Source organism: Kitasatospora sp. NPDC101235, from assembly GCF_044767505.1.
Taxonomy (GTDB): domain Bacteria; phylum Actinomycetota; class Actinomycetes; order Streptomycetales; family Streptomycetaceae; genus Kitasatospora.
The window spans coordinates 17,842-40,607 of record NZ_JBIWNZ010000003.1 but is presented as its reverse complement, the minus strand read 5'-3'; the positions used below and the strand labels follow the sequence as shown (position 1 = coordinate 40,607).

The 22,766-nt window shown below is 72.9% G+C and carries 22 protein-coding genes and 1 pseudogene; 16 read left to right on the top strand and 7 right to left on the bottom strand.

Annotation, left to right across the window (positions count from 1 at the left end; all coding sequences use genetic code 11):
* Positions 1 to 72: 72 nt before the first annotated feature.
* Positions 73 to 294, bottom strand: coding sequence for an acyl-CoA carboxylase epsilon subunit (locus ACIRRH_RS06285; protein WP_224282709.1), 222 nt, complete (start codon positions 292 to 294; stop codon positions 73 to 75).
* Positions 295 to 323: 29 nt separating this feature from the next.
* Positions 324 to 1,913, bottom strand: a complete 1,590-nt coding sequence (locus ACIRRH_RS06280) for an acyl-CoA carboxylase subunit beta (RefSeq protein ID WP_403062545.1) — start codon at positions 1,911 to 1,913, stop codon at positions 324 to 326.
* A 233-nt stretch (positions 1,914 to 2,146) separates the two neighbouring features.
* Between ACIRRH_RS06280 and ACIRRH_RS06275 the strand changes: the two genes are divergently transcribed.
* The 4 genes and pseudogenes from ACIRRH_RS06275 to ACIRRH_RS06260 all read left to right on the top strand — a co-directional run bounded on the left by ACIRRH_RS06275 (position 2,147) and on the right by ACIRRH_RS06260 (position 6,915).
* On the top strand, positions 2,147 to 3,040 hold the full coding sequence (locus ACIRRH_RS06275) for a biotin--[acetyl-CoA-carboxylase] ligase (protein ID WP_403062542.1): 894 nt from the start codon (positions 2,147 to 2,149) through the stop codon (positions 3,038 to 3,040).
* Between the two features lie 173 nt (positions 3,041 to 3,213).
* Positions 3,214 to 4,338 carry an adenylate/guanylate cyclase domain-containing protein gene (locus tag ACIRRH_RS06270; protein WP_403062539.1) on the top strand — a complete coding sequence of 375 codons (1,125 nt, stop codon included), beginning with the start codon at positions 3,214 to 3,216 and terminating at the stop codon, positions 4,336 to 4,338.
* A 339-nt stretch (positions 4,339 to 4,677) separates the two neighbouring features.
* Positions 4,678 to 5,835, top strand: a pseudogene (locus tag ACIRRH_RS06265) (diguanylate cyclase domain-containing protein); the annotation flags it as partial.
* A 750-nt stretch (positions 5,836 to 6,585) separates the two neighbouring features.
* Positions 6,586 to 6,915 carry a hypothetical protein gene (locus ACIRRH_RS06260; protein ID WP_403062536.1) on the top strand — a complete coding sequence of 110 codons (330 nt, stop codon included), beginning with the start codon at positions 6,586 to 6,588 and terminating at the stop codon, positions 6,913 to 6,915.
* Here ACIRRH_RS06260 and ACIRRH_RS06255 read toward each other — a convergent pair.
* A complete protein-coding gene (locus tag ACIRRH_RS06255; protein WP_403062533.1) occupies positions 6,893 to 7,516 on the bottom strand; it encodes a TetR/AcrR family transcriptional regulator in 624 nt (207 codons plus the stop codon). The two genes, ACIRRH_RS06260 and ACIRRH_RS06255, sit on opposite strands and share 23 nt — an antisense overlap.
* 123 nt (positions 7,517 to 7,639) lie before the next feature.
* Between ACIRRH_RS06255 and ACIRRH_RS06250 the strand changes: the two genes are divergently transcribed.
* Complete coding sequence (locus ACIRRH_RS06250) at positions 7,640 to 8,806, top strand: macrolide family glycosyltransferase (RefSeq protein WP_403063653.1); 1,167 nt, start codon at positions 7,640 to 7,642, stop codon at positions 8,804 to 8,806.
* Positions 8,807 to 8,924: 118 nt separating this feature from the next.
* Complete coding sequence (gene hutH, locus ACIRRH_RS06245; protein ID WP_403062530.1) at positions 8,925 to 10,502, top strand: histidine ammonia-lyase; 1,578 nt, start codon at positions 8,925 to 8,927, stop codon at positions 10,500 to 10,502.
* Positions 10,503 to 10,530: 28 nt separating this feature from the next.
* On the opposite strand, the gene ACIRRH_RS06240 is transcribed toward hutH, so the two are convergent.
* Entirely contained in the window at positions 10,531 to 10,956 is a 426-nt protein-coding gene (locus ACIRRH_RS06240) for a hypothetical protein (RefSeq protein ID WP_403062527.1), read from the bottom strand.
* 277 nt (positions 10,957 to 11,233) lie between these two features.
* On the opposite strand from ACIRRH_RS06240, the gene ACIRRH_RS06235 reads away from it, so the two are divergent.
* On the top strand, positions 11,234 to 12,103 hold the full coding sequence (locus ACIRRH_RS06235; protein ID WP_224278798.1) for a MurR/RpiR family transcriptional regulator: 870 nt from the start codon (positions 11,234 to 11,236) through the stop codon (positions 12,101 to 12,103).
* A 73-nt stretch (positions 12,104 to 12,176) separates the two neighbouring features.
* Positions 12,177 to 12,497 carry a hypothetical protein gene (locus ACIRRH_RS06230; protein ID WP_359906104.1) on the top strand — a complete coding sequence of 107 codons (321 nt, stop codon included), beginning with the start codon at positions 12,177 to 12,179 and terminating at the stop codon, positions 12,495 to 12,497.
* 1 nt (position 12,498) lies between these two features.
* Here ACIRRH_RS06230 and ACIRRH_RS06225 read toward each other — a convergent pair whose 3' ends face one another.
* The gene (locus ACIRRH_RS06225; protein WP_403062522.1) at positions 12,499 to 13,071 is read right to left on the bottom strand and encodes a Uma2 family endonuclease; all 573 of its coding nucleotides are present in this window, start codon (positions 13,069 to 13,071) and stop codon (positions 12,499 to 12,501) included.
* A gap of 182 nt (positions 13,072 to 13,253) precedes the next feature.
* Here ACIRRH_RS06225 and hutU point away from each other — a divergent pair, with 182 nt between their 5' ends.
* The 4 genes from hutU to hutI are packed head-to-tail and all read left to right on the top strand — an operon-like array spanning position 13,254 to position 18,703.
* Complete coding sequence (hutU, locus tag ACIRRH_RS06220) at positions 13,254 to 14,924, top strand: urocanate hydratase (RefSeq protein WP_403062520.1); 1,671 nt, start codon at positions 13,254 to 13,256, stop codon at positions 14,922 to 14,924.
* 17 nt (positions 14,925 to 14,941) lie between these two features.
* On the top strand, positions 14,942 to 16,123 hold the full coding sequence (locus ACIRRH_RS06215) for an allantoate amidohydrolase (protein WP_403063650.1): 1,182 nt from the start codon (positions 14,942 to 14,944) through the stop codon (positions 16,121 to 16,123).
* Entirely contained in the window at positions 16,114 to 17,490 is a 1,377-nt protein-coding gene (locus ACIRRH_RS06210; RefSeq protein WP_403062517.1) for a formimidoylglutamate deiminase, read from the top strand. The genes ACIRRH_RS06215 and ACIRRH_RS06210 overlap by 10 nt, the downstream gene beginning before the upstream one ends.
* A gap of 37 nt (positions 17,491 to 17,527) precedes the next feature.
* Complete coding sequence (hutI, locus tag ACIRRH_RS06205; RefSeq protein WP_403062514.1) at positions 17,528 to 18,703, top strand: imidazolonepropionase; 1,176 nt, start codon at positions 17,528 to 17,530, stop codon at positions 18,701 to 18,703.
* A gap of 61 nt (positions 18,704 to 18,764) precedes the next feature.
* Here hutI and ACIRRH_RS06200 read toward each other — a convergent pair whose 3' ends face one another.
* Together ACIRRH_RS06200 and ACIRRH_RS06195 are read right to left on the bottom strand one after the other, a co-directional pair.
* Positions 18,765 to 18,959: a DUF397 domain-containing protein gene (locus ACIRRH_RS06200; protein ID WP_403062511.1), complete on the bottom strand. Its 195-nt coding sequence runs from the start codon at positions 18,957 to 18,959 to the stop codon at positions 18,765 to 18,767.
* Positions 18,952 to 19,812, bottom strand: coding sequence for a helix-turn-helix domain-containing protein (locus ACIRRH_RS06195; RefSeq protein ID WP_403062509.1), 861 nt, complete (start codon positions 19,810 to 19,812; stop codon positions 18,952 to 18,954). Before ACIRRH_RS06195 ends, ACIRRH_RS06200 begins: the two co-directional genes overlap by 8 nt.
* 294 nt (positions 19,813 to 20,106) lie before the next feature.
* Here ACIRRH_RS06195 and ACIRRH_RS06190 point away from each other — a divergent pair, with 294 nt between their 5' ends.
* The 4 genes from ACIRRH_RS06190 to ACIRRH_RS06175 all read left to right on the top strand — a co-directional run bounded on the left by ACIRRH_RS06190 (position 20,107) and on the right by ACIRRH_RS06175 (position 22,584).
* Entirely contained in the window at positions 20,107 to 20,469 is a 363-nt protein-coding gene (locus tag ACIRRH_RS06190; protein ID WP_403062506.1) for an ATP-binding protein, read from the top strand.
* On the top strand, positions 20,466 to 20,717 hold the full coding sequence (locus tag ACIRRH_RS06185) for a hypothetical protein (protein ID WP_403062504.1): 252 nt from the start codon (positions 20,466 to 20,468) through the stop codon (positions 20,715 to 20,717). The genes ACIRRH_RS06190 and ACIRRH_RS06185 overlap by 4 nt, the downstream gene beginning before the upstream one ends.
* Positions 20,714 to 20,836 (top strand): hypothetical protein, encoded by a 123-nt coding sequence (locus tag ACIRRH_RS06180; RefSeq protein ID WP_403062502.1) that lies wholly within the window; start codon positions 20,714 to 20,716, stop codon positions 20,834 to 20,836. Before ACIRRH_RS06185 ends, ACIRRH_RS06180 begins: the two co-directional genes overlap by 4 nt.
* A 278-nt stretch (positions 20,837 to 21,114) precedes the next feature.
* Positions 21,115 to 22,584, top strand: coding sequence for a PKD domain-containing protein (locus tag ACIRRH_RS06175; protein WP_403062500.1), 1,470 nt, complete (start codon positions 21,115 to 21,117; stop codon positions 22,582 to 22,584).
* The last annotated feature ends 182 nt before the right edge of the window (positions 22,585 to 22,766 follow it).

Sequence of the window (22,766 nt, the reverse complement as noted above, 5' to 3'; positions counted from 1 at the left end):
GGCAAAGCGGGCGGAGAAAGCCGCGTGGAGCGGGACGCCGGCGGGCCGACCTCCCGCTCCACGCAGCGGACTTCAGTGCGCCCAGCCCGAGGTCCGCCAGGCGTTCACGCCCGGGTGGACGGCGGGGCGGAGCAGGCGGGCGCGGTCGTTCCAGGGGGAGGCCGGGCCGACACCGGCCAGACGCGCCGCCTCGGCGGCGGCCTGCGCGGCGGCGGCCCGGGCCTGGACCACCGCCAGGACGGTGGCCAGCTCCTCGGGGGTCGGCTGCCCGTGCAGCACGTGGATCGGGGACATGGCTGGTTCTCTCCCGACAGGGACGGGGCCTACAGGGGGATGTTGCCGTGCTTCTTCGGCGGCAGCACCTCGCGCTTGCCGCGCAGCGCCCGCAGGCCGCGGACGATGTGCCGGCGGGTCTCGCTCGGTGCGATCACCGCGTCCACGTAGCCGCGCTCGGCCGCCAGGTACGGGTTCAGCAGGGTGTCCTCGTACGAGGCGATCAGCTCGGCCCGCTTCTCCTCGACGGTGCCGGCCGCCTCGGCCTCGGCGATCTCCCGGCGGTGCAGGATGTTGACCGCGCCCTGCGCGCCCATCACGGCGATCTGCGCGGTCGGCCAGGCCAGGTTGAGGTCGGCGCCCAGGTGCTTGGAGCCCATGACGTCGTACGCGCCGCCGAAGGCCTTGCGGGTGATCACGGTGATCAGCGGGACGGTGGCCTCGGCGTAGGCGTAGATCAGCTTTGCGCCGCGCCGGATGATGCCGTCCCACTCCTGCTCGGTGCCGGGCAGGAAGCCGGGCACGTCCACGAAGGTCAGCACCGGGACGTTGAAGGAGTCGCAGGTGCGGATGAAGCGGGCGGCCTTCTCGCTGGCGTTGATGTCCAGGCAGCCGGCCAGGTCCATCGGCTGGCTGCCGACGATGCCGACGGACTGGCCCTCGACCCGGCCGAAGCCGGTGATGATGTTGCCCGCGTACAGCGGCTGGGTCTCCAGGAACTCGCCGTCGTCGACGATGTGCTCGATCACCTTGCGCATGTCGTACGGCTGGTTCGCCGAGTCCGGCACGATGGTGTCGAGTTCGAGGTCCTCGTCGGTGATCGACAGGTCCGCCTGCTCGGGGTAGGACGGCGGGTCGCTCAGGTTGTTGGAGGGCAGGTACGAGAGCAGGCTCTTGACGTACTCGATCGCCTCCTTCTCGTCCGAGGCCAGGTAGTGCGCGTTGCCCGACTTGGTGTTGTGGGTGCGCGCGCCGCCCAGCTCCTCCATCGCGACGTCCTCGCCGGTGACGGTCTTGATCACGTCCGGGCCGGTGATGAACATGTGCGAGGTCCGGTCGGCCATCACGACGAAGTCGGTGATCGCCGGGGAGTAGACCGCGCCGCCCGCGCAGGGGCCCATGATCAGCGAGATCTGCGGGATGACGCCGGAGGCGTGCACGTTGCGCCGGAAGATCTCGCCGTACAGGCCGAGCGAGACCACGCCCTCCTGGATCCGGGCGCCGCCGGAGTCGTTGATGCCGATGACCGGGCAGCCGGTCTTCAGCGCGAAGTCCATCACCTTGACGATCTTCTCGCCGAAGACCTCGCCGAGCGAGCCGCCGAAGACGGTGAAGTCCTGGGCGAACACGGCGACCTGGCGGCCGTCCACGGTGCCGTAGCCGGTCACCACGCCGTCGCCGTACGGCCGGTTCTTCTCCTGGCCGAAGTTGGTCGAGCGGTGGCGGGCGAACTCGTCGAACTCCACGAAGGAGTCCTCGTCCAGCAGTTCCACGACCCGCTCGCGGGCGGTCAGCTTGCCCTTGGCGTGCTGCTTCTCCACGGCCTTCGCGGAGCCGGAGTGCACCGCCTCGTCCAGCCTTCGCCGCAGGTCGGCGAGCTTGCCGGCGGTGGTGTGGGGGTCGTACGGCGCCTCGGTCATCCGGTGGCTCTCCCTGATCCATGGCCGCGACCTGTTCGAGTGCGCGCGGGGCCGGGTGGGTGGGCCCGCGCATGAGGGCAGGGCGGCGCTACGAACTACCGCTGGGTAGCGTAGCCAGCGCAGAGGGCAATGCGTCATGTCCTGGCGTTATGGCCATCGACACAGTTTTGTCGGCGGCCTTTCTGCGGGACGATGGGGCGGCCTGCATCCCGTACCCGATCTAGTGTTTTCCCATGACCGCACCCGAGACCCCCCGCCGCAGCGGACTGCGCGGCTTCGGCCACGCCGGACCGTCGCCCTGGACCGACCTGGACCGTCCGCCGCTGGACGAGGAGGCGCTGCGCCACGACCTGCTCGTCCCGGGCGGGCTGTGGACCTCCCTGGACGTCGTCGCCGAGACCGGCTCCACCAACAGCGACCTCGCGGCCCGAGCCGCGGCGGGTGCCGGGCAGGGCGCGGTGCTGGTGGCCGAGGCGCAGAGCGCCGCCCGCGGCCGGCTGGACCGGCAGTGGACCGCCCCGCCCCGCTCCGGGCTGTTCCTGTCCGTCCTGCTGCGCCCCGAGGAGGTGCCGGTCGAGCGGTACGGCTGGCTGCCGATCCTGGTCGGGGTGGCCGCGGCCAGCACGCTCGGCCGGGTCGCCGGGGTCGAGGTGGGGCTGAAGTGGCCCAACGACCTCCAGACGGAGATCGACGGCGCGGAGCGCAAGCTCGGCGGCATCCTCACCGAGCTGGCCGGCGGCGCGGTGGTGGTCGGCATGGGCCTCAACGTCTCGCTGCGCGCGGAGGAGCTGCCCGTCCCCACCGCCGCCTCGCTCGCGCTGGCCGGTGCCTCGACCACCGACCGGGGCACCTTGCTGCGCGCCCTGCTGCGCGAGTTCGCGGTGCTGTACCGGGAGTGGACGGCCGCCGCGGGCGACCCGCACGCCAGCGACCTGATGCGCGCCTACGTGGACCGCTGCACCACGCTCGGCCGCCAGGTGAAGGTGCACCTGCCGGGCGACCGCGAGCTGGTCGGCGAGGCGGTGGCGGTGGACGGCGACGGGCGGCTGGTGGTCCGTACGCCCGACGGCGTACGCCGGGCGGTCGGTGCCGGGGACGTCGTCCACGTGCGCCCCGAGCCCCGCTGAACGGCAGTCTTCACCTCCCCTTGACCCGGGCTGATGCCCCGGATCCGACGATTCCGTGCGAACATTCCACCTGGCAGCGGTGTGAGGCGCGCCACTGCCCGCCCGGGTGGCGGACGGCGCGCCCGGACAGGTAGGACACGAGGCGAGTGCGGCGATCGCACGGGGACGGACCGGTGGCAGAGGACGGCAGCAGCGGCGCGACGGCGGGCAGCAACGACCCCACGGTCGCGCTCGAACTGGAACGCCTGATCCTGGACGCGCCGCGCCGCTACACCCCGTACCAGGCCGCGCGCGCCGCCGACGTCCCGATGGAGCTGGCCACCCGGTTCTGGCGGGCCATGGGCTTCCCCGACATCGGCCAGTCCCGGGCGCTCACCGACGGCGACGTGATCGCGTTGCGGCGCCTGGCCGGACTGGTCGAGTCCGGGCTGCTCAGCGAGTCGATGGCGATCCAGGTGGCCCGCTCCACCGGCCAGACCACGGCCCGGCTGGCCGGCTGGCAGATGGACACCTTCCTGGAGAACCTCACCCAGTCCGCCGAGCCCGGGCTGACCCGTGCCGACGTCGCGTACCCGCTGGTCGAGCTGCTGCTGCCGGAGCTGGAGCAGTTCCTGGTGTACGTCTGGCGGCGCCAGCTGGCGGCCGTCACCGGCCGGGTGGTGCAGGCCGCCGAGGACAACGAGATCACCAGCGGGCGGCTCGCCGTCGGCTTCGCCGACCTGGTCGGCTTCACCCGGCTGTCCCGGCGGCTGGAGGAGGAGGAGCTCGGCGAGCTGGTCGAGACCTTCGAGAACACCTGCTCGGACCTGATCGCCGGCCAGGGCGGCCGGGTGATCAAGACGCTCGGCGACGAGATCCTCTACGTCTCCGAGGACCCGGCGACCGCCGCCGAGATCGCGCTGAGCCTGATCGAGGCGCTGGCCGGGGACGACACCATCCCGCCGCTGCGGGTCGGCATGGCCTTCGGCACGGTCACCTCACGGATGGGCGACGTCTTCGGCACCACCGTCAACCTGGCCAGCCGGCTCACCTCGATCGCGCCCAAGGACGCGGTGCTGATCGACGGCGAGTTCGCCGCCGCGCTGGAGCAGAACGGCAGCGTCGCCCCGGCCGACTCGGAGGGGCCGGGCCTGGCCGAGGCGCTGTCGGTCGCGGCCGGGATGCCCGCCTCCGGGCTGCCGGTGCCGGGCCCGGAGGCCGGGGCCAGGTTTCACCTGCAGCCGATGTGGCGGCGGCCGGTGCGGGGGCTCGGCCTGGTCGAGCCGTGGCTGCTTACCCGGCGGCTGACGGCCGAGTAGCGCCGGGCGCGCGGGGCGCGCTTCCGTGCGGCGAGTACGACCTTCCGGGTGCCGAACGGTTGAAACCCGTACGGTCTGCTGCGGGTCCATCCGGGCAAACGGGGCATAACCGAACGAAACCGCCATAGTCTTGGTGCAAGCGGCCGGAGTCTTGGTGCAAGCGGCCGGGCGGGTGCGGCCGGCCGACGGGGGTCTGGCAGGACCGAGCACAGGGAGCGAGGCGAGCCGGTGAGCAGTGAGGCGATCATGACGGACCGCGACTGCGACTGCGGCGGCCGGCGGCACCCCGACCCGCTGCCCGACCTGAGACTGCAGTCCGTGGTCGAGCTGGCCCAGGACATGGCCGCCGCGATCACCCCGCTGGAGGCCGTCCGGGCCGCCGCCGCCCGGGCCACCGAGGCACTCGGCGCCACCATGGCCGCCGTCTCGGTCTGGGACCGCGAGTCCGGTCGGCTGCGGGTCCTGGTCAACCACGGCGAACTCGCCCCGGGCGAGGAGGAGCTGCCCGAGGACGAGTCGTACCCGGTCGCCGACTTCCCCGAGATCGTCACCTACCTGGAGGAGCGCTGGAGCACCGGGCGGCTGCCGCGCGCCTGGCTGCAGAGCGCCGAGAACAGCGAGCCGCACGCCGGGCACCTACACCCGACCGCCGGCGCGTACTGCCAGGAGCGCGCTGCGGCGCTGCGCCGGCGCGGGCGGGCCTGCTGCGTGGTCGCGCCGATCGTGCTGCACGGCCAGGCCTGGGGCGAGCTGTACCTCGCCCGGTCGGCCGGGATGCCCGAGTTCACCGAGGCCGACGCCGACTACGCGACCCTGCTCGCCGCCCAGGTCTCGGCCGGGCTCGCGCAGACCGAGCGCCTCGCCGACCTGCGCAAGCTCGCCTTCTCCGACCCGCTCACCGGCCTGGCCAACCGGCGCGCCGTCGACGCCCGGCTGGAGAGCTCGCTGGAGGCCCACAACCGGGACGACACCGTGGTCTCGCTGGTGGTCTGCGACGTCAACGGGCTGAAGCGGGTCAACGACCAGCTCGGCCACGAGATGGGCGACCGGCTGCTGGAGCGCTTCGCCCACCAGCTCTCGCTGGCCGCCGCCAAGCTCCCCGGCAGCCTCGCCGCCCGGCTCGGCGGCGACGAGTTCTGCCTGCTGGTGGAGGGCCAGAAGGCCGACGAGGTGGTCGCCGTCGCCGAGGAGCTGTGTGCCCGGGCCCTCGCGCTCTCCGAGGGCGAGGGCGTGGCCTGTGGCGTCGCCTCCACCGGGGACTCGATCGGGCCGGTCACCACCCCCGACCGGTTGTTCCGGCTCGCCGACGCCGCCCAGTACCGGGCCAAGGCGGCCCGGGCGGCCCACCCCGTCGTCGCCGGGCGCAGCCACGGCCCCGGCTTCTCGCCCGACCCCACCGTGCTGCTCGCCGACGCCGCCGACCCGCACCACCGGGCGGACGGGCGGCGCGGGCCGAACGGCCGGGCCGGGGCGGGCGACCGGCGGCGCTTCCGCGGCGCCGCCCACAGCGCCGACCCGGGGCAGCTGCTCACCGCCGTGCTCGCCTCGCTGGACCGGACCGCCGGGGCCCGGGCCGTCCACCCGGCGGACACCCTGGGCAAGCTGGTCGTGGTCGCCGAGTCCTCCGCCCGGCTGCTGGACGCCGTCGGCTGGTGGGTCTCGTACGTCCCGCCCGGCTCCCACCTGATGCGCACCGCCCAGCACGCCGTCTACCGGATGACCAGTGGCCCCAGCAGCACCCGCGCGGAAACCCAGCGGGCCCAGATCGAGGCCCCCGACGCGGTCTTCGACCTCCGGCACTACCCGATGACCCGCCGTGCCGTCCGCGGCGGTGCCTTCGCCCTGCGGGCGGGTGCGGCCGGCAACGATCCGGCGGAGGAGGCGATGCTCGTCGTCTCCGGTTACCGGGGCATGGTCGCCGCCGGTGGTCAGAACCCGGCCGGCGGCTGGCTGGTGGAGCTCTTCGCCGACGACGCCACCCTGCCGCTGGGCCAGGCGGCCTGCGCCATGCGCGCCCTGGTCGCGGTCGCCCTGGCGGGGCCGGCCTCGCCGCCGGTGGTCTGAGGCGGCCGCCCCGTCCGGTGTCCGGGCGGCCGGGGCGGACGGATCGGTTCGGTCGCCCGCGCCGTGTGCGGATTCGGTGACCGGGGTGTCCCGGGTGGGTCGCGGTTGCCGACCGGGGGTGCCTCGCGCGGGCGGGGTGGTGGAAGGTGGGGCGACGGTCTTCGGGAGGGCGGGGGGTTCGGCGTGGGCGGACGGTTGACGGGTGCGGCGGTGGCCGGGGTGCTGATGCTCGGGGGCGCGGTGGCGGGTGCCGCCCCCGCGTCGGCGGCGCCGCTGGTGCGGACGGCCGGGGCGGTGCGGACGGTGTCCGAGCGGACGCCCCAGCTGCGGACCGCCGCCGGGGTGCACCAGGTCACGGAGTCCGCGCTGTCCGGGTCGAAGAAGCGCAGGGCCCGGCACGGCTCCCACGGCGGGTTCGGCGGGCTGTTCACCTGGTTCGCCGTCGTGCTGCTGCTCTGCGCGCTGGTCGCGGTGGTGGCCGTGCTCTGGTTCAGGCGCCGGGGCCGCCGCTGACGCCGGCGGGCGGGTTGAGTGCCCGGAGGGCGGCGTCGACCAGGCGGTCGGCGTGCTCGTGGGTGAGCGGGCCGAGCCGGTACTGCCAGCGGTAGTAGAGCGGGCCGTAGACGAGTTCGACGGCCAGGTCGAGGTCGGCGTCGGGGGCGATCTGGCCGGCCTCGCGGGCGCCGCGGAGGCGGTCGCGGGTGACCTCCAGCAGCGGGTCCAGCAGGCGGGTGCGGTACTCGGCGTGCAGTGCCGGGTCGTTGAGGATCTCGGCGACGAGCGCTCGGTAGGTGCGGTCGGTGCCGGGGTCGCCGAGTTCGTCGCTGGTGGGGCGCAGGACGGCGCGCAGGTCGGTGGCGAGGTCACCGGTGTCGGGCAGCGCGAGGCCGCCGTCGTGCTCGCCGGCGGCGAGGAAGGCGTCGAAGACGACGGCGCCCTTCGAGGGCCACCACCGGTAGATGGTCTGCTTGCCGACGCCGGCCCGGGCGGCGATCGCCTCGATGGTCAGCTTGCCGTAGCCGACTTCGGCGATGAGTTCGGTGGCCGCGGTGAGGACGGCGGCGCGTGCGCGCTCGCTGCGGCGGGCGGGGTCCGGGGCGGTTCTGGAAGCCATGGAAAAATTCTATGCGAAACGGCGAGACGAGACGTATTGTCTTCTCAAGACATCGCGAGACGGTCCGTCTCGCCTCAGTCGCTATCCCCGGAGGTGCCCGTGAACCGCCCCGCACACATCCTGATGGTCTCCGTCCCGGCCCACGGGCACGTCAACCCGAGCCTCGCCGTGATCACCGAGCTGGTCGCCCGGGGCCACCGGGTCAGCTACGTCAACGACCCCTCTTTCCGGGAGATCGTCGAGTCCACCGGCGCGGCCTTCGTCCCGTACCCGACGAAGCTGCCGCTCGCCGACGACCCGGACGGCTGGCCGGAGGACCCGGTGGCGATCCAGGACGTCTTCCTGGACGACACCCTGTCGATGTGGTCCGCCATGCTGGAGGTCTTCGAGGACGACCGCCCCGACCTGGTGCTCTACGACATCGCGGGCTTCGCCGGACGGGCGCTCGGCGAACGGCTGGGCGTGCCGGTGGTGCAGCTGTCCTCCACCTTCGTCGGCTGGGAGGGCATCGAGGAGGACCTGGCCGCGGTCTTCGAGGCCACCCGCAACGGCCCCGGCGGCCCCGAGCACTACCGTCGGTTCGCCGACTGGCTGGCCGAGGCCGGCACGGTGGAGCGCGACGTGGAGGCCTTCAAGGGCCGCCCCGGCCGGTGCGTCGCGCTCGTCCCGCGCGCGCTCCAGCCCAACGCCGACCGGGTCGACGACCGGCGCTTCACCTTCGTCGGGCCCTGCTTCGGCGATCGGGCCCACCAGGGCCGGTGGCAGCGGCCGGCCGGCGCCGAGAAGGTGCTGCTGGTGTCGCTCGGCTCGGCGTTCACCCACCATCCGGCGTTCTACCGGGCCTGCGTCCAGGCCTTCGGCGAGCTGCCGGGCTGGCACACCGTGCTCCAGATCGGCAAGCACACCGACCCGGCCGAGCTCGGCGAGGTGCCGGACAGCGTCGAGGTGCACCGGTGGGTGCCGCAGCTGTCGGTGCTCTCCCAGGCGGACGCCTTCGTCACCCACGCGGGCATGGGCGGCTCCAGCGAGGGGCTGTTCCACGCCGTGCCGATGATCGCGGTGCCGCAGGCCGCCGACCAGTTCGCCAACGCGGACGCCCTGGTGGGCCTCGGGGTCGCCCGCCGGCTGGACACCGAGCAGGCCACCGCGGAGGCGCTGCGCGCCGCCCTGCTGGAGCTGGTCGGCGACCCGGCGGTGGCCGAGCGGCTGCGCGGGCTGTCCGCCGCCGGGCGGGCCGAGGGGGGCACTGCCCGGGCGGTGGCCCTGATCGAGGCCGAGCTGGCGGGGTGACGGGCGCAGGGGCGGCCGGGGGTCGCGGTGTGCGGCGCCGGTCCGGAGGGCGGAGAATCCGGATGGCGAGCACCTGTTGTCATATCTTCATTCACCTGATGTGATGGTGTATATGGATATGCACAGTGCTGTGGCCCCCGACGCTCCGCTGGTCCTGGTCGGCAAGGCCGACGTCAGCGCCGAGGACGTCCTTGCCGTCGCCCGGGGCAACGCCCGGGTCGAGATCGGTCCCGACGCCCAGGCCGAGATGGCGGCCGCCCGTGCGCGGATCGACGCCCTCGCGGCCGAGCCGCGCCCCGTCTACGGCGTGTCGACCGGCTTCGGCGCGCTCGCCGTGCGCCACATCAGCCCCGAGCTGCGCGCCCAGCTGCAGCGGTCGCTGGTGCGCTCGCACGCCGCCGGCATGGGGCCGGTCGTCGAGCGCGAGGTGGTCCGCGCGCTGATGTTCCTGCGGATGAAGACGCTGGCCTCCGGCCGCACCGGCGTCCGGCCGCTGGTCGCGCAGACCATGGCCGCCCTGCTCAACGCGGGCATCACCCCGGTGGTGCGGGAGTTCGGCTCGCTCGGCTGCTCCGGCGACCTCGCGCCGCTGTCGCACTGCGCGCTGGTCCTGATGGGCGAGGGCACCGCCACCGGCCCGGACGGCGTGGAGAAGCCCGCCGCCGAGCTGCTCGCCGCCGCCGGGATCGAGCCGGTCGAGCTGCTGGAGAAGGAGGGCCTCGCCCTCATCAACGGCACCGACGGCATGCTCGGCATGCTGGTGATGGCCATCGCCGACCTCCAGCGGCTGTTCACCACCGCCGACATCACCGCCGCGATGAGCCTGGAGGCGCTGCTCGGCACCGACAAGGTGCTCGCCCCCGAGCTGCACGCCCCGATCCGCCCGCACCCGGGCCAGGCGCTGAGTGCCGCCAACATGCTCGCCGTCCTCAAGGGCTCCGGCCTCACCGGCCACCACCAGGACGACGCCCCGCGGGTCCAGGACGCGTACTCGATCCGCTGCGCCCCGCAGGTGGCCGGCGCCGGCCGGGACACCCTCGCGCACGCCCAGCTGGTCGCCTCGCGCGAGCTGGCCGCCTCGGTCGACAACCCGGTGGTGCTGCCGGACGGCCGGGTGGAGTCCAACGGCAACTTCCACGGCGCCCCGGTCGCGTACGTGCTGGACTTCCTCGCCATCGCCGCCGCCGACCTCGGCTCGATCTCCGAGCGCCGCACCGACCGGCTGCTCGACAAGGCCCGCTCGCACGGCCTGCCGGCCTTCCTGGCCGACGACCCCGGCGTGGACTCCGGTCTGATGATCGCCCAGTACACCCAGGCGGCGCTGGTCAGCGAGAACAAGCGGCTCGCCGTCCCGGCCTCGGTCGACTCGATCCCGTCCTCCGCGATGCAGGAGGACCACGTGTCGATGGGCTGGTCGGCCGCGCGCAAGCTGCGCCAGGCGGTGGCCAACCTCGGCCGCATCCTGGCCGTCGAACTCACCGCGTCCGCCCGCGCGCTGGAGATCCGTCAGCAGGCCGACGGGGTCGCCGGGCTCGCCCCGGCCACCGCGGCCGCGCTGGCCGCCGCCCGGGAGGCGGGGGTCGGCGGCGCCGGCCGCGACCGCTTCCTCTCGCCGGACCTGGAGGCGGCCGCGGAGCTGGTCGCCTCCGGCGAGCTGGTGCGGGCGGTCGAGCGGGTCACCGGCCCGCTGGCCTGAGCCGGTGCCGCCGCGGGGTGACGGGGGCTCAGTCCCAGTCGCTCCGCGGCGAGCGCTCGCCGCGGTTCCCGCGGTTGCGCAGCTCGCCCAGGGCAGCGGCGATGTTGACCCCGACGATGCCCGCCCAGCAGACCACCAGGCCGGCGAAGCCACCGCTGTCCGGGCTGCCCGCGATCGCCGTCAGCGGGATGCCGAGGACCAGCGAGGTCACCGCGAGCCCGGTGTTGGAGCGCTTGCCGAAGCCCGAGCGGCGCGGGTGGTCCCGGTGGTGGGACCGCGGCTCGTAGTCGTCCATCCGCTCGGCCACCGACCGCTTGACCCGGGCGTCCAGGCGGTCGTCGAGCCGCTTCATGAAGGAGTCGACGAGTGCGTCCTCGTACTCCTTGCCGAGCTCCTTGCGGGCCTGGAGGGTGGCGTCGAGGTCGCGGCGCAGTTCGTCCTGACGAGTGTCCATGCAACCAGAGTGGGGCCGCCGGGGCGTCCGGTCCATCCGTTCGCAGGAGGAATCCGGGCGGGCTCAGGGACAAATCAGGGTTACCCCGACCCCGGCGCGGCCCTCCACCGGCGGTCCACCGGCCGTCGGAGCCCGTCCGAACCCGTCCCGATCCGTCCGATCCGTCCGATCCGTGGGGCGTCTCACCCGGCGTCCCGTCGTACGAGACGTCTTTGCCAGGTGCGGCGCGCTGCTGCACAGTCGTCGTCCGAACCGCTCGCACCCGGAGGTACCGCTGATGACCGCCACCGACGAGACCGGCAGCGTCGGCCCCTCCGCCCGACTGCTCCAACTGTTCGAGGGGCACCGGCTGACGCCGACCCAGCGCCGGATCGCGCACTCGCTGGTGCGGCACGCCACCGAGGCGCCGTTCCTGTCCAGCGTGGAGGTCGCCGAACTCGCGGGCGTCAGCCAGCCGTCCGTCACCCGCTTCGCGGTCGCGCTCGGGTACGACGGCTACCCGGCGCTGCGCAAGCAGCTGCGCGAACTCGGCGGCGGCGAACAGGCCGCGCCGGAGACCCCGGACGACGCGGTGCGCAACGAGCACCAGCAGGCCGTGCTCGCCGAGATCGCGCACCTGCGCCACCTCGCCGAACTCCTCGCCGACCCGGAGCCGATCACCCGGGCCGCCCGGCTGCTCGCCGCCTCCCGCCCGCTGCCGGTGCTCGGCCTGCGGGCCGCCTCGGCGCAGGCACGCGGCTTCGCCTACTTCGCGGCCAAGGTGCACCCGGACATCCGGCTGCTGGACGAGGGCGGCAGCATGCTCGCCGACCGGCTGGAGCAGGCCCGGGCGGCCGGGGCCAGCGCGCTGCTCTGCTTCGCGCTGCCGCGCTATCCGCGGGAGCTGATGGATGCGCTGACGGTGGCCCGCGAGTGCGGGCTGACGGTGCTCACCGTGGCCGACAGCGCCTTCGCGCCGGTCGCCAAGCTGTCCGACCTGATGCTGCCGGCGGCCGTCGGCACCGGGCTGGTCTTCGACACCGCGTGCGCGCCGATGATGCTCGGCCGGGTGCTGCTGCAGTCCATGTGCGACGAACTCCCGGGCGCGGAGGCCCGGTTGGAGGCGATCGAGCAGTCCGCGGCGGCGCGTGGGCTCTTCCTGGAATAGGCGCAGCTCGGAATGACGGTGGGGGAGTAGCCGTCACCAGCCCGGGCATCCCCTCCTACAGGGGGTGTCACCCATGCACGTGATCCACGAGATGAAGTTCGTCGCCCGGCTTTCCTCGGGCGCCGACGAATGGTCCTGCCCCGCCTGCGGACGCCGCGTCACCCTGCGGCGCCTGCCCGAACCCGAACTGACCGTCCTCGACCCGGGCGACGAGTCGGCCGTCCACGTCGGCGTCATCGAACCCGACGCCCGCGCCGTCGCGGCCGCCGAGAAGTACGGCCTCGGCCCCGTCCAGAACATCCCCCGCCCGCCGTCCCCGCCCGCCCCCGACGCCGACGACCGCCGCTGGCTCGCCGAGATCGGCATCGACTGGGACGGCGGCGCGGCGGCCTGACTCAGCCGCGCGGCGCGTACAGCGGAAGACCGGAGGTGTCCAGTTCGGCGGGCAGTGGTGAGGGCAGCGGGACGGGCTCGCCGTACTTGCCGTGCAGGACGCCCTGGTACGCGCCGTCGCGGGGGTGGGTGTGGAGCGTCCAGGTGCCGTCGCGCGGATCCAGTGCGAGCAGAACGGGAGCGCCCGCGCTGGCGTACCAGTCGGTCTTGGTGGCGACGGCCTTCACACCCTCCGAATTGGAGATCACCTCGATGGCCAGGGCCGCCTCGTGCGGGTCCGCGAGCCATCTGTCGTCGTTCTCCCAGTCGACCGGGAGGACGATCAGGTCCGGGGTGACGTAGTCCTCGTCATTGCCGGGCATGTAGATGGACGACACCTCGTAGGCGCCGAGATCGGCCGGCAGCCTGGGATCCAGCTGAGTGCGCAGCCGTCGTACGGTCCCCGCGTGCTTGCCGCGAGGAGTCGGGGACATCACCAGGGTTCCTCCGATGATCTGGACGCGGAGGCCGGTGCTCCGCTCGATCTCCTCCGCCGCATCCCGGAGTCTGCCGGGCCGCACGGTGATGGCCGTCATCGTGTCCTCCGCTCCCTGGCGCTGGGCCGAGTGGCTGGTGTTCGCCGGGTTCAGGCTAGCGCGCCAAGTCGACCGGTGCCGTGGCTGATCGGATTGTTTCGGGGTCTGGCCGGAAGCCGGTTGTTTAGTTATATTCAACCGAACCGAGCTTGAATGAATCCATCCGCAGGGAGGCCGGGACTATGGTGCAGCAGCAGGCGAGCGGGCCGCGCGAGGTGCGCGCGGCGCGTGGGACGGGGCTGACGGCGCAGGGGTGGCAGCAGGAGGCCGCCCTGCGGATGCTGATGAACAACCTCGATCCGGAGGTGGCCGAGCACCCGTCGAAGCTGGTGGTGTACGGCGGTACGGGCAAGGCCGCGCGGGACTGGCGGTCCTTCGACGCCATGGTGAAGACGCTGCAGGGGCTGAAGCAGGACGAGACCATGCTGGTCCAGTCCGGCCGCCCGGTCGGCGTGATGCAGACCCACGAGTGGGCGCCGCGGGTGCTGATCGCCAACTCCAACCTGGTCGGCGACTGGGCCAACTGGGAGGAGTTCCGCCGGCTGGAGAGCCTCGGGCTCACCATGTACGGGCAGATGACCGCCGGCTCGTGGATCTACATCGGCACCCAGGGCATCCTCCAGGGCACCTACGAGACCTTCGCCGCCGTCGCCAACAAGCGCTTCAACGGGTCGCTGGAGGGCACCATCACCCTCACCGCCGGCCTCGGCGGAATGGGCGGCGCCCAGCCGCTGGCCGTCACCATGAACGGCGGCGTGGCGATCTGCATCGACTGCGACCCGTCCCGGATCGCCCGCCGGATCGAGCACCGCTACCTGGACGTCGAGGCCAAGGACCTCGCCCACGCGCTGGAGCTCGCCACCGAGGCCCGCGACAAGAAGCGGCCGCTCTCCATCGGCGTGCTGGGCAACGCCGCCGACCTGGTCCCGCAGCTGCTCGCGATGGACGCGCCGATCGACATCGTCACCGACCAGACCAGCGCCCACGACCCGCTCAGCTACCTGCCGGTCGGCGTCGCCTTCGAGGACATGGCGGACTACGCGGCCGCCAAGCCCGCCGAGTTCACCCAGCGGGCGCGCGAGTCGATGGCCCGGCACGTCGAGGCGATGGTCGGCTTCCTGGACCGCGGCGCCGAGGTCTTCGACTACGGCAACTCGATCCGCGGCGAAGCACAACTGGCCGGCTACGACCGCGCGTTCGCCTTCCCGGGCTTCGTCCCGGCGTACATCCGCCCGCTGTTCTGCGAGGGCAAGGGCCCGTTCCGCTGGGCGGCGCTGTCCGGCGACCCGCAGGACATCCACAAGACCGACAAGGCCGTCCTCGACCTCTTCCCGGAGAACGAGTCGCTGGCCCGCTGGATCAAGATGGCCCAGGAGAAGGTGCACTTCCAGGGCCTGCCGGCGCGCATCTGCTGGCTCGGCTACGGCGAGCGCGACAAGGCCGGCGAGCGCTTCAACGACATGGTCGCCTCCGGTGAGCTGTCCGCCCCGATCGTGATCGGCCGCGACCACCTGGACTGCGGTTCGGTCGCCTCCCCGTACCGGGAGACCGAGGCGATGCTGGACGGCTCCGACGCGATCGCCGACTGGCCGCTGCTCAACGCCATGGTCAACGTCGCCTCCGGCGCCTCCTGGGTCTCCATCCACCACGGCGGCGGGGTCGGCATCGGCCGCTCGATCCACGCCGGCCAGGTCACCGTCGCCGACGGCACCGCGCTGGCCGGGGAGAAGATCCGCCGGGTGCTCACCAACGACCCGGGCATGGGCGTCATCCGGCACGTGGACGCCGGGTACGACCGGGCCACCGAGGTCGCCGCCGAGCGTGGCGTCCGCGTCCCGATGGGCGAGCTGTGAGCTCGACGTTCGAGGAGATGTGGGCGGAGCTGCTCCCCGTGGGCCGCTCCGCCGCCTCCGGCGGCTACCGCCGCTTCGCCTGGAACTCCGCCGACGCCGAGTGCCGGGCCTGGTTCGAGCAGCAGGCCCGCAGTCGCGGCCTGGCGTACGAGCTGGACCGCAACGGCAACCAGTGGGCCTGGCTGGGCGATCCGCAGGCCGCCGGGGCCGTGGTGACCGGCTCGCACCTGGACTCCGTCCCGGACGGAGGCGCCTTCGACGGCCCGCTCGGCGTGGTCTCCTCCTTCGCCGCGCTGGACGAACTGCGCGCCAGGGGAGCCGAGTTCAGCAAGCCCCTGGCGATCGTCAACTTCGGTGACGAGGAGGGCGCCCGGTTCGGCGTGGCCTGCATCGGCTCCCGGCTGACCGCCGGGGTGCTGTCGCCGGAGCAGGCGTACGAGCTGCGCGACGCCGACGGCGTCCGGCTGCCCGACGCGATGGAGCGGGCCGGCTACGACCCGACCGCGATCGGCGCGGACGACGACCGGCTGGCCCGGATCGGCGCGTTCGTCGAGCTCCACGTCGAGCAGGGCCGCTGCCTCGCCGAGGGGCAGCCGGTCGGCGTGGCCGGGGCGATCTGGCCGCACGGCCGCTGGCGGTTCGACTTCCACGGCGAGGCCAACCACGCCGGCACCACCCGGATCGAGGACCGCCGCGACCCGATGCTGACCTACGCCAACACCGTGCTCGCCGCCCGCAAGAAGGCGAAGCAGGCGGGCGCGCTGGCCACCTTCGGCAAGGTCGCGGTCGAGCCCAACGGCACCAACGCGATCGCCTCGCTGGTGCGCGGCTGGCTGGACTCCCGGGCGGCGGACGAGCACACCCTCACCGCGCTGGTCGCCGAGATCGAGCGGGCCGCCGCCGAACGCGGCGAGCGCGACGGCGTCCGGGTCGAGCTGACCCGCGAGTCCTACACCCCGGTGGTGGACTTCGACGGCCCGCTGCGCGACCGGCTGGCCAAGCTGCTGGACGCCCCGGTGCTGCCCACCGGCGCGGGACACGACGCCGGAATCCTGGCGTCCGCGATCCCGACCGCCATGCTGTTCGTGCGCAACCCCACCGGCGTCTCGCACTCCCCGGCCGAGCACGCCGAGGAGGCCGACTGCCTGGCCGGGGTCGCCGCCCTCGCCGACGTACTGGAGGACCTGGCGTGTCATTGACCCCATCCGAAGGGGCCGGTCCGGTGCGCTACTGGGCGCAGTACGCCTGGCTGCCGCACGACGACGGGCCGGTGGTCGAGCAGGACGTGCTGATCACCACCGGCCCCGGCGGCCGGATCACCAGCGTGACCCCGGACAGCGGCCCCTGCCCGCCCGGCGCCGTCCGGCTCGACGGGCTGCTGCTGCCCGGCCAGGCCAATGCCCACTCGCACGCCTTCCACCGGGCGCTGCGCGGGCACGTCCAGGTCGGCTCCGGCACCTTCTGGACCTGGCGCGACACCATGTACCGGTTCGCCGGCGCGCTGGACCCGGACCGCTACCTGGAGCTCGCCACCGCCGTCTACGCCGAGATGGCGCTGGCCGGCATCACCGCCGTCGGCGAGTTCCACTACCTGCACCACGCGCCCGGCGGCGCCCGGTACGCCGACCCGAACGCGATGGGCGAGGCGCTGATCGAGGCCGCCGCCCGGGCCGGCATCCGGATCACCCTGCTGGACACCTGCTACCTGTCCTCCGGCTTCGGCGCCGAGCCGACCAGGCCGCAGCAGCGGTTCAGCGACGGCGACGCGGAGGCCTGGGCCGAGCGGGCGGACGCGCTCAAGCCGCGCGAGCACGCCCGGATCGGCGCCGCCATCCACTCGGTGCGGGCCGTCCCGGCCGAGCAACTGGGCACCGTCGCGCACTGGGCGGCGATGCGCGGGGCGCCGCTGCACGTCCACCTGTCCGAGCAGACCGCCGAGAACGACGCCTGCCTGGCCGCGCACGGCGTCACCCCGACCCGGCTGCTCGCCGACCACGGCGCGCTCGGCCCGCGCACCTCGGCCGTACACGCCACCCACCTGACCGACGAGGACGTCCGGCTGCTCACCGACTCCTCCACCACGGTCTGCATGTGCCCCACCACCGAGCGGGACCTCGCGGACGGCATCGGCCCGGCCCGCCGGCTCGCCTCGGCGGGCTCCCCGATCACCCTGGGCAGCGACAGTCACGCGGTGATCGACCCGTTCGAGGAAGCCCGCGCGCTGGAGCTGGACGAGCGGCTGCGCACCCGCACCCGCGGCCACTGGACGGCGGGCGCCCTGCTGCGGGCCGGTACCGAGGACGGGCACGCCTCGCTCGGCTGGCCCGAGGCGGGGCGGATCGAGGCCGGGGCACTCGCCGACTTCACGGTGATTGCGCTGGACACCGTCCGTACGGCGGGCCCGCCGCCCCGGCTCGGCGCCGAGATCGCGGTCTTCGCGGCCTCGGCGGCGGACGTGCGGCACGTGGTGGTCGGCGGCCGGCACGTCGTCCGGGACGGCGTGCACCAGCTGGTGGCCGACGTGCCGGGGGCGCTGAGCGCCTCGATCGGCGCGCTGGGCCACTGACTTCGAGAATCCTCAACTCCCTTCGGAAGGCCTTGTCTTGAACACCAGGACCACCTTGATCACGGGCATCGGCAGCCTGGTCACCAACGACCTCGGGCAGGGCGCCGGGCCGCTCGGCGTGGTGACCGACGCGGCCGTGGTGGTCGAGGGCGACACCGTCGCCTGGGTCGGCCCGGCGGCCGGCGCCCCGGCGGCGGACGAGCGCTTCGACGCCGAGGGCCGGGCCCTGCTGCCCGGTTTCGTCGACTCGCACGCCCATCTGGTGTTCGCGGGCGACCGCACCGCCGAGTTCAACGCCCGGATGTCCGGGCAGTCGTACACGGCGGGCGGCATCCGGACCACGGTGGCGGCCACCCGGGCGGCGAGCGACGCCGAACTGGACGCCAACCTGGCCCGGTTCGTCCGGGAGGCGCTGCGCCAGGGCACCACCACCATCGAGTGCAAGTCCGGCTACGGACTGACGGTGGAGGACGAGGCGCGCGCCCTGCGGATCGCCGCCGGGCACACCCCGGAGACCACCTACCTGGGCGCCCACGTGGTCGCCCCCGAGTTCGCCGAGGACCCGGCCGGGTACGTCGACCTGGTCACCGGCGAGATGCTGGACGCCTGCGCCCCGTACGCCCGTTGGGTGGACGTGTTCTGCGAGAAGGGCGCCTTCGACGGGGAGCAGGCCCGGGCGGTCCTGACCGCCGGCATCGAGCGCGGCCTCACCCCCCGGGTGCACGCCAACCAGCTCTCGTACGGGCCCGGCGTGCAGCTGGCCGTCGAGCTGGGGGCCGCCTCGGCGGACCACTGCACCCATCTGACGGACGAGGACGTGGCGGCGCTGGCCGGCTCGGCGACGGTGGCCACCCTGCTGCCGGGGGCGGAGTTCTCCACCCGGGCCGAGTACCCGAGCGGGCGCCGGCTGCTGGACGCGGGCGCGGTGGTGGCGCTGTCCACCGACTGCAACCCGGGCTCCAGCTTCACGAGTTCGATGGCGTTCTGCATCGCGGTGGCGGTGCGGGAGATGGGCATGACGCCGGACGAGGCGGTGTGGGCGGCTACTGCGGGTGGCGCGCACGCGCTGCGGCGCAGTGACGTGGGGATGGTCGCGGTCGGCTCGCGGGCGGACCTGCTGCTGCTGGACGCTCCCTCGCACGTCCACCTGGCCTACCGGCCGGGCGTGCCGCTGACGGCGGCGGTCTGGCGGGCGGGGGTCCGGGAGGTCTAGGACCTGGTCCGGACGGCGGGAGGCCCCCGCGCCCCGGGGTGGCGGGCGCGGGGGCTTTTCGCTACCCCATGAGGTGGTCGAACTCGCCGGCCTTGGCGCCCTGGAGGAAACCGGCGAACTTGAGGCGGGTGGTGCGGACGATGACGTCGCCCTCGTCGGACTCACGGAGTTCGATGATCCCGTCGCCAGCCCGCACCTCAACGCATGCGTTGCTGGAGCCGGAGTAGCTGGACTTCTGCCATTCGGGGCTACTCATGACTGCCCTCTATCTCCTTCTTGATCGATCGGATGAAGTCTCGCGAGTCATCTTCGGAGAGGGCTACAGATGCCATTCGATCGAGGATCTCGCGGTAACTTGCAAGGTCGGAGGGCGCATCGAAGAGTGGACATCCGAAGCTGATGTCGATCTGCACCGTGTCCAACTCGGGCACCGGACCGGCGATATAGACGAAGTTCTCGCTGGGGCCGGGCAGCGATTCGATCTTGAACGGCACGACGCGAACTGAGATGCCAGGGCTCTCGGAATGGTCGATGAGGGCGCCGAGTTGCTCGGCGAGCGCCGCCGGTCCGCTGAACTGCATGCGGAGTGCGGCTTCATGGATGAACGCCGTGTAAGGCGTGGCGCCGTTCCGGACGACCTGCTGCCTCTGCAGACGGAACGCCAGCCGGAGATCGACGTCGGACTGTGGCAGTGGCGGGATGGCGCGCGCGAACACCGAAGCGGCGTAGGCCGGGGTCTGAAGAAGCCCCGGCAGGAAGGTGATCGAGTAGGTGGAGATCCGCCGGGCATGGGCTTCGATCGCCGCCACATCGAGCAGATCGGTGTTCAGGTTCGGGCTGTACTCCTCCCACCAGCCGGTCTCTCGCTCCCGAGTCATGTCAGCAAGCGCATCGATCAGCGGTTCGTTGCCGCACGCGCAGGCCGTCGCGATCTCACGCAGACGCCCCTCGGCGACGGCCGACTTCCCGTTCTCCATCTGACTCACCAGGGCAGCAGTCACCCCGAGTAGACGGGCAAGGTGGCTGCCGCCGAAGCCGGCTTGCTCTCTCATCCTTCGCAGTTCGGCGCCGAGGCGTCGCTGACGAAGAGTGGGGATTCGAAGGGCCATGGCGTCCTCTCTGCTGGTGCAGAGGCCAGTGTGCCGTGCTGGTCGATGGCGGATCCATTCGGGCTCTTGGCGGCGCGTGTCCCCCGCGCGGAGGAACCTTCTCCCGTTCGAATTTAATTAAAGAGCAGATGCGCTATCGTCGCTCTCAGCTCGACCCGACGGGTCGTCAGTAATGCCCGCATCCAGGGCAGTAGGCGCCTACTGCCCGCGTGCCGAAGAGCAGCCATGCGTGGCCTGGCTCACGGCGACGACCGTCGTCACCCCTCTCCACACCACAGCCTCACGGAGGTTCCCGTGTGCACCCGTAACACCCCCTCGCTCACCCTCTCCCGGCAGGCCCTGCGGGACGCCATGACCCGCAGCGGCTGGGACGCCGAGACCATCTTCAACGCCGAACTCGCGCTGATGGAGCTCATCACCAACGCCTGGCGGCACGGCGACACCCCCGCGCCCGTCGTCTGGTTCTCCCTCCTCAACGGCACCCTGCGGGTCGCCGTCTCCGACGAGAGCGACGCCCTGCCCCAGCCGCGAACGTCCGCCGACCTCGCCGAAACCGGGCGGGGCCTCCAGCTCGTGGAGGGCCTCACCCACCGCTGGGGCGTCGACCCGCAGAAGCGCGGCAAAACCACCTGGTACGAGCTGGACTCCCTCGCGTGACCCGCGACCCCATCGCGCCGGACGACCCCCGGATGCGCGACTACACCGAGCCCCAGATCACGACGCTCCTGGGCGAGTTGCACCGGCGCGGCCTGCCGCACGGGCTCCTCTGGGGCTCCGCCTCGGCCGGCGAAACGACCCTCGACGGCCGCATCCTCGTCGACTTCGGGAACGCGCCGGTCAGCACTCTGCTCAACCTCCTCCACCTGCTCCGCGACCTGGACCGGAACGAGGCCTGGCCCCCGTGAAGTTCTTCGTCGGCGCGATCCTCGTCGCCCTCCTCACCCTCGCGATCGCCACCGTCGCCCTCGGTGTCATCGCGACCCTCAAGATGCCCCGCCCCGAGGGGCGCGACGAGCGGCACTGAGAACACGCGAAGGCCCTCGCCCACCCAGGGCGAGGGCCTTGCGGGCGCCCGTGAGCACCCTAGGGACAGCCTTGAGCGTGAGCTCATTTGATGCTTTGCCAGCTTCGTTCGCAGTACTCGGCTCCTTGCGCACGCACGGGACGTCGACAGGGCCACGCCCCGTATTTGGCAGTCACATAAAGTGAAGTGACAAGTGTGAAGATCGAGAGGAGGATGTGCGCGGCTTCCTGTGGCATGCGCAGGAAGCCTCCAGCATCCGGTCCACAGGGGGGTCTTCCGTGCGCCATCATCTCGCCAGCCTCGCCATCGCCACCGCACTAGGGGCTGGGCTGCCCGCACCCGCGACTGCGGTCGCCGACGGCGCCACGCTCTTCGTCAACCCGGTCACGGGCTGCACCGACACGGGCGGCGGCTCCCAGGCCGCGCCGTTCTGCACCGTCCAGGCCGCCGTCGACGCCGCACGGCCCGGCCAGACCGTCCAGGTGGCCGCAGCGTACTACCGCGAGCAGGTCACACTCAGCCACTCGGGCGAGCCGGGCAAGCCGATCACCCTTCGGGGCGGCAGCAATCGCAACGGCCTCAAGACACTTCCGATCGTCGGGGTCAACCTGGGCGGCACGAACCCGGACTACGGCTTCGTCCTCAACGGCGTCCACGACGTCACGATCACGGGTTTCGGCATCGGGGGCTCCCTCGGATCCGTCCAGCTGACCGACACCCAGCAGGTGACGCTGGACGGCAACCAAATGGGCGGCGTAGCGGCCGGCCCGCAGACCGTCCGCGTTCACCTCGGCGGGACAACCCGGGCCACCACGATCAGCCGAAACATCATCGGGGGTGATGCCCAGATCGCCATCGCCGTCGACGCAGGTGTGACCGGCACCGTGCTCACCACCAACGCTGTGGACAACCACGCGGGCGGCGCCGGCATCCAGGTCACCGACGCCCCGGGGACGGTGATCACGAGCAACACCGTCAGCTCGGTCTGCGGCCCGGCCATCGGCCTGCTGGGCGACTCGTCCGGGGCCGTGGTCGAGAACAACGTCCTCGCCACCGCCTCCGACACCGGCCATAACGCCCCTGTCTGCGCCCCGGAGCAGAGCACGGCCAAGCTCTCCGTCTCAGCCGGCTCGGTACCGGGCACCGTCGCCGACTACAACCTGGCCGACGCCTTTGCCAACGGGCCGATCTACAGCTGGGCGGGCAGCAGCTACGCCATCGCGGCCGACTTCACCAAGTCCGTCCCGCAGCAGGGCGCGCACGACATCACGGCCGATCCACACTACTCGGGGAACGCCGACACGGGACTTCCCATCGGCTCGAACTCCCCGGCCATTGACTCGGCCGACGCCAACGCACCCGGCGAGCTCAGCACCGACCTCTACGGCTACCAGCGGATCGACGACCCCTACGTCGCCAACACCGGTACCGGTTCGAAGATTTACGACCGGGGCGCATTCGAGTACACGACCTCGTCCCGCTGGATCGGGGTCCTGAGCCAGCCGCAGGCGATTCCAGCCGGGGCGTCGACCACCTTCACGATCCGCGACCAGGACACCTGGTCACCGGTCGTCTCCTACAGCCTTGACTTCGGTGACGGAACTCCGACCGTGACGACCACGCAGCTCGCGGTCCAGCACACCTACCAGACCGCGGGTTCCTACCGGATCACGGTCGTCGCCACCGAGCAGAACGGCGACACCACCACCGGTGACGACACGGTGGACGTCGGGCCGCCCGCCCCTTAGCTGACGTCCTCGCCGAACGGGCTTCCGCTCGGGTGCAGCTTCTCGGGCTCCGGCTCCACGTCCACGTGATCGCTGAAGGGGCGCGGGCGGGGGCCCCCCGGGCCGGCGCGCCCCCCCCCCCCCCCCAACCACCGCCAAAACCACCCCCCCCACCCCCCCCGGGGGGCGCAAAACCCCCACCC

What these genes read in the sequence shown, in the direction of transcription:
- ACIRRH_RS06195 (WP_403062509.1), bottom strand. Translation starts at nt 19,812, where the DNA reads ATGGCCCTTCGAATCCCCACTCTTCGTCAGCGACGCCTCGGCGCCGAA.
- hutU (WP_403062520.1), top strand. Translation starts at nt 13,254, where the DNA reads ATGGTGCAGCAGCAGGCGAGCGGGCCGCGCGAGGTGCGCGCGGCGCGT.
- ACIRRH_RS06200 (WP_403062511.1), bottom strand. Translation starts at nt 18,959, where the DNA reads ATGAGTAGCCCCGAATGGCAGAAGTCCAGCTACTCCGGCTCCAGCAAC.
- ACIRRH_RS06225 (WP_403062522.1), bottom strand. Translation starts at nt 13,071, where the DNA reads ATGACGGCCATCACCGTGCGGCCCGGCAGACTCCGGGATGCGGCGGAG.
- ACIRRH_RS06230 (WP_359906104.1), top strand. Translation starts at nt 12,177, where the DNA reads ATGCACGTGATCCACGAGATGAAGTTCGTCGCCCGGCTTTCCTCGGGC.
- ACIRRH_RS06285 (WP_224282709.1), bottom strand. Translation starts at nt 294, where the DNA reads ATGTCCCCGATCCACGTGCTGCACGGGCAGCCGACCCCCGAGGAGCTG.
- ACIRRH_RS06255 (WP_403062533.1), bottom strand. Translation starts at nt 7,516, where the DNA reads ATGGCTTCCAGAACCGCCCCGGACCCCGCCCGCCGCAGCGAGCGCGCA.
- ACIRRH_RS06215 (WP_403063650.1), top strand. Translation starts at nt 14,942, where the DNA reads ATGTGGGCGGAGCTGCTCCCCGTGGGCCGCTCCGCCGCCTCCGGCGGC.
- hutH (WP_403062530.1), top strand. Translation starts at nt 8,925, where the DNA reads ATGCACAGTGCTGTGGCCCCCGACGCTCCGCTGGTCCTGGTCGGCAAG.
- ACIRRH_RS06275 (WP_403062542.1), top strand. Translation starts at nt 2,147, where the DNA reads ATGACCGCACCCGAGACCCCCCGCCGCAGCGGACTGCGCGGCTTCGGC.
- ACIRRH_RS06235 (WP_224278798.1), top strand. Translation starts at nt 11,234, where the DNA reads ATGACCGCCACCGACGAGACCGGCAGCGTCGGCCCCTCCGCCCGACTG.
- ACIRRH_RS06250 (WP_403063653.1), top strand. Translation starts at nt 7,640, where the DNA reads ATGGTCTCCGTCCCGGCCCACGGGCACGTCAACCCGAGCCTCGCCGTG.
- ACIRRH_RS06240 (WP_403062527.1), bottom strand. Translation starts at nt 10,956, where the DNA reads ATGGACACTCGTCAGGACGAACTGCGCCGCGACCTCGACGCCACCCTC.
- ACIRRH_RS06280 (WP_403062545.1), bottom strand. Translation starts at nt 1,913, where the DNA reads ATGACCGAGGCGCCGTACGACCCCCACACCACCGCCGGCAAGCTCGCC.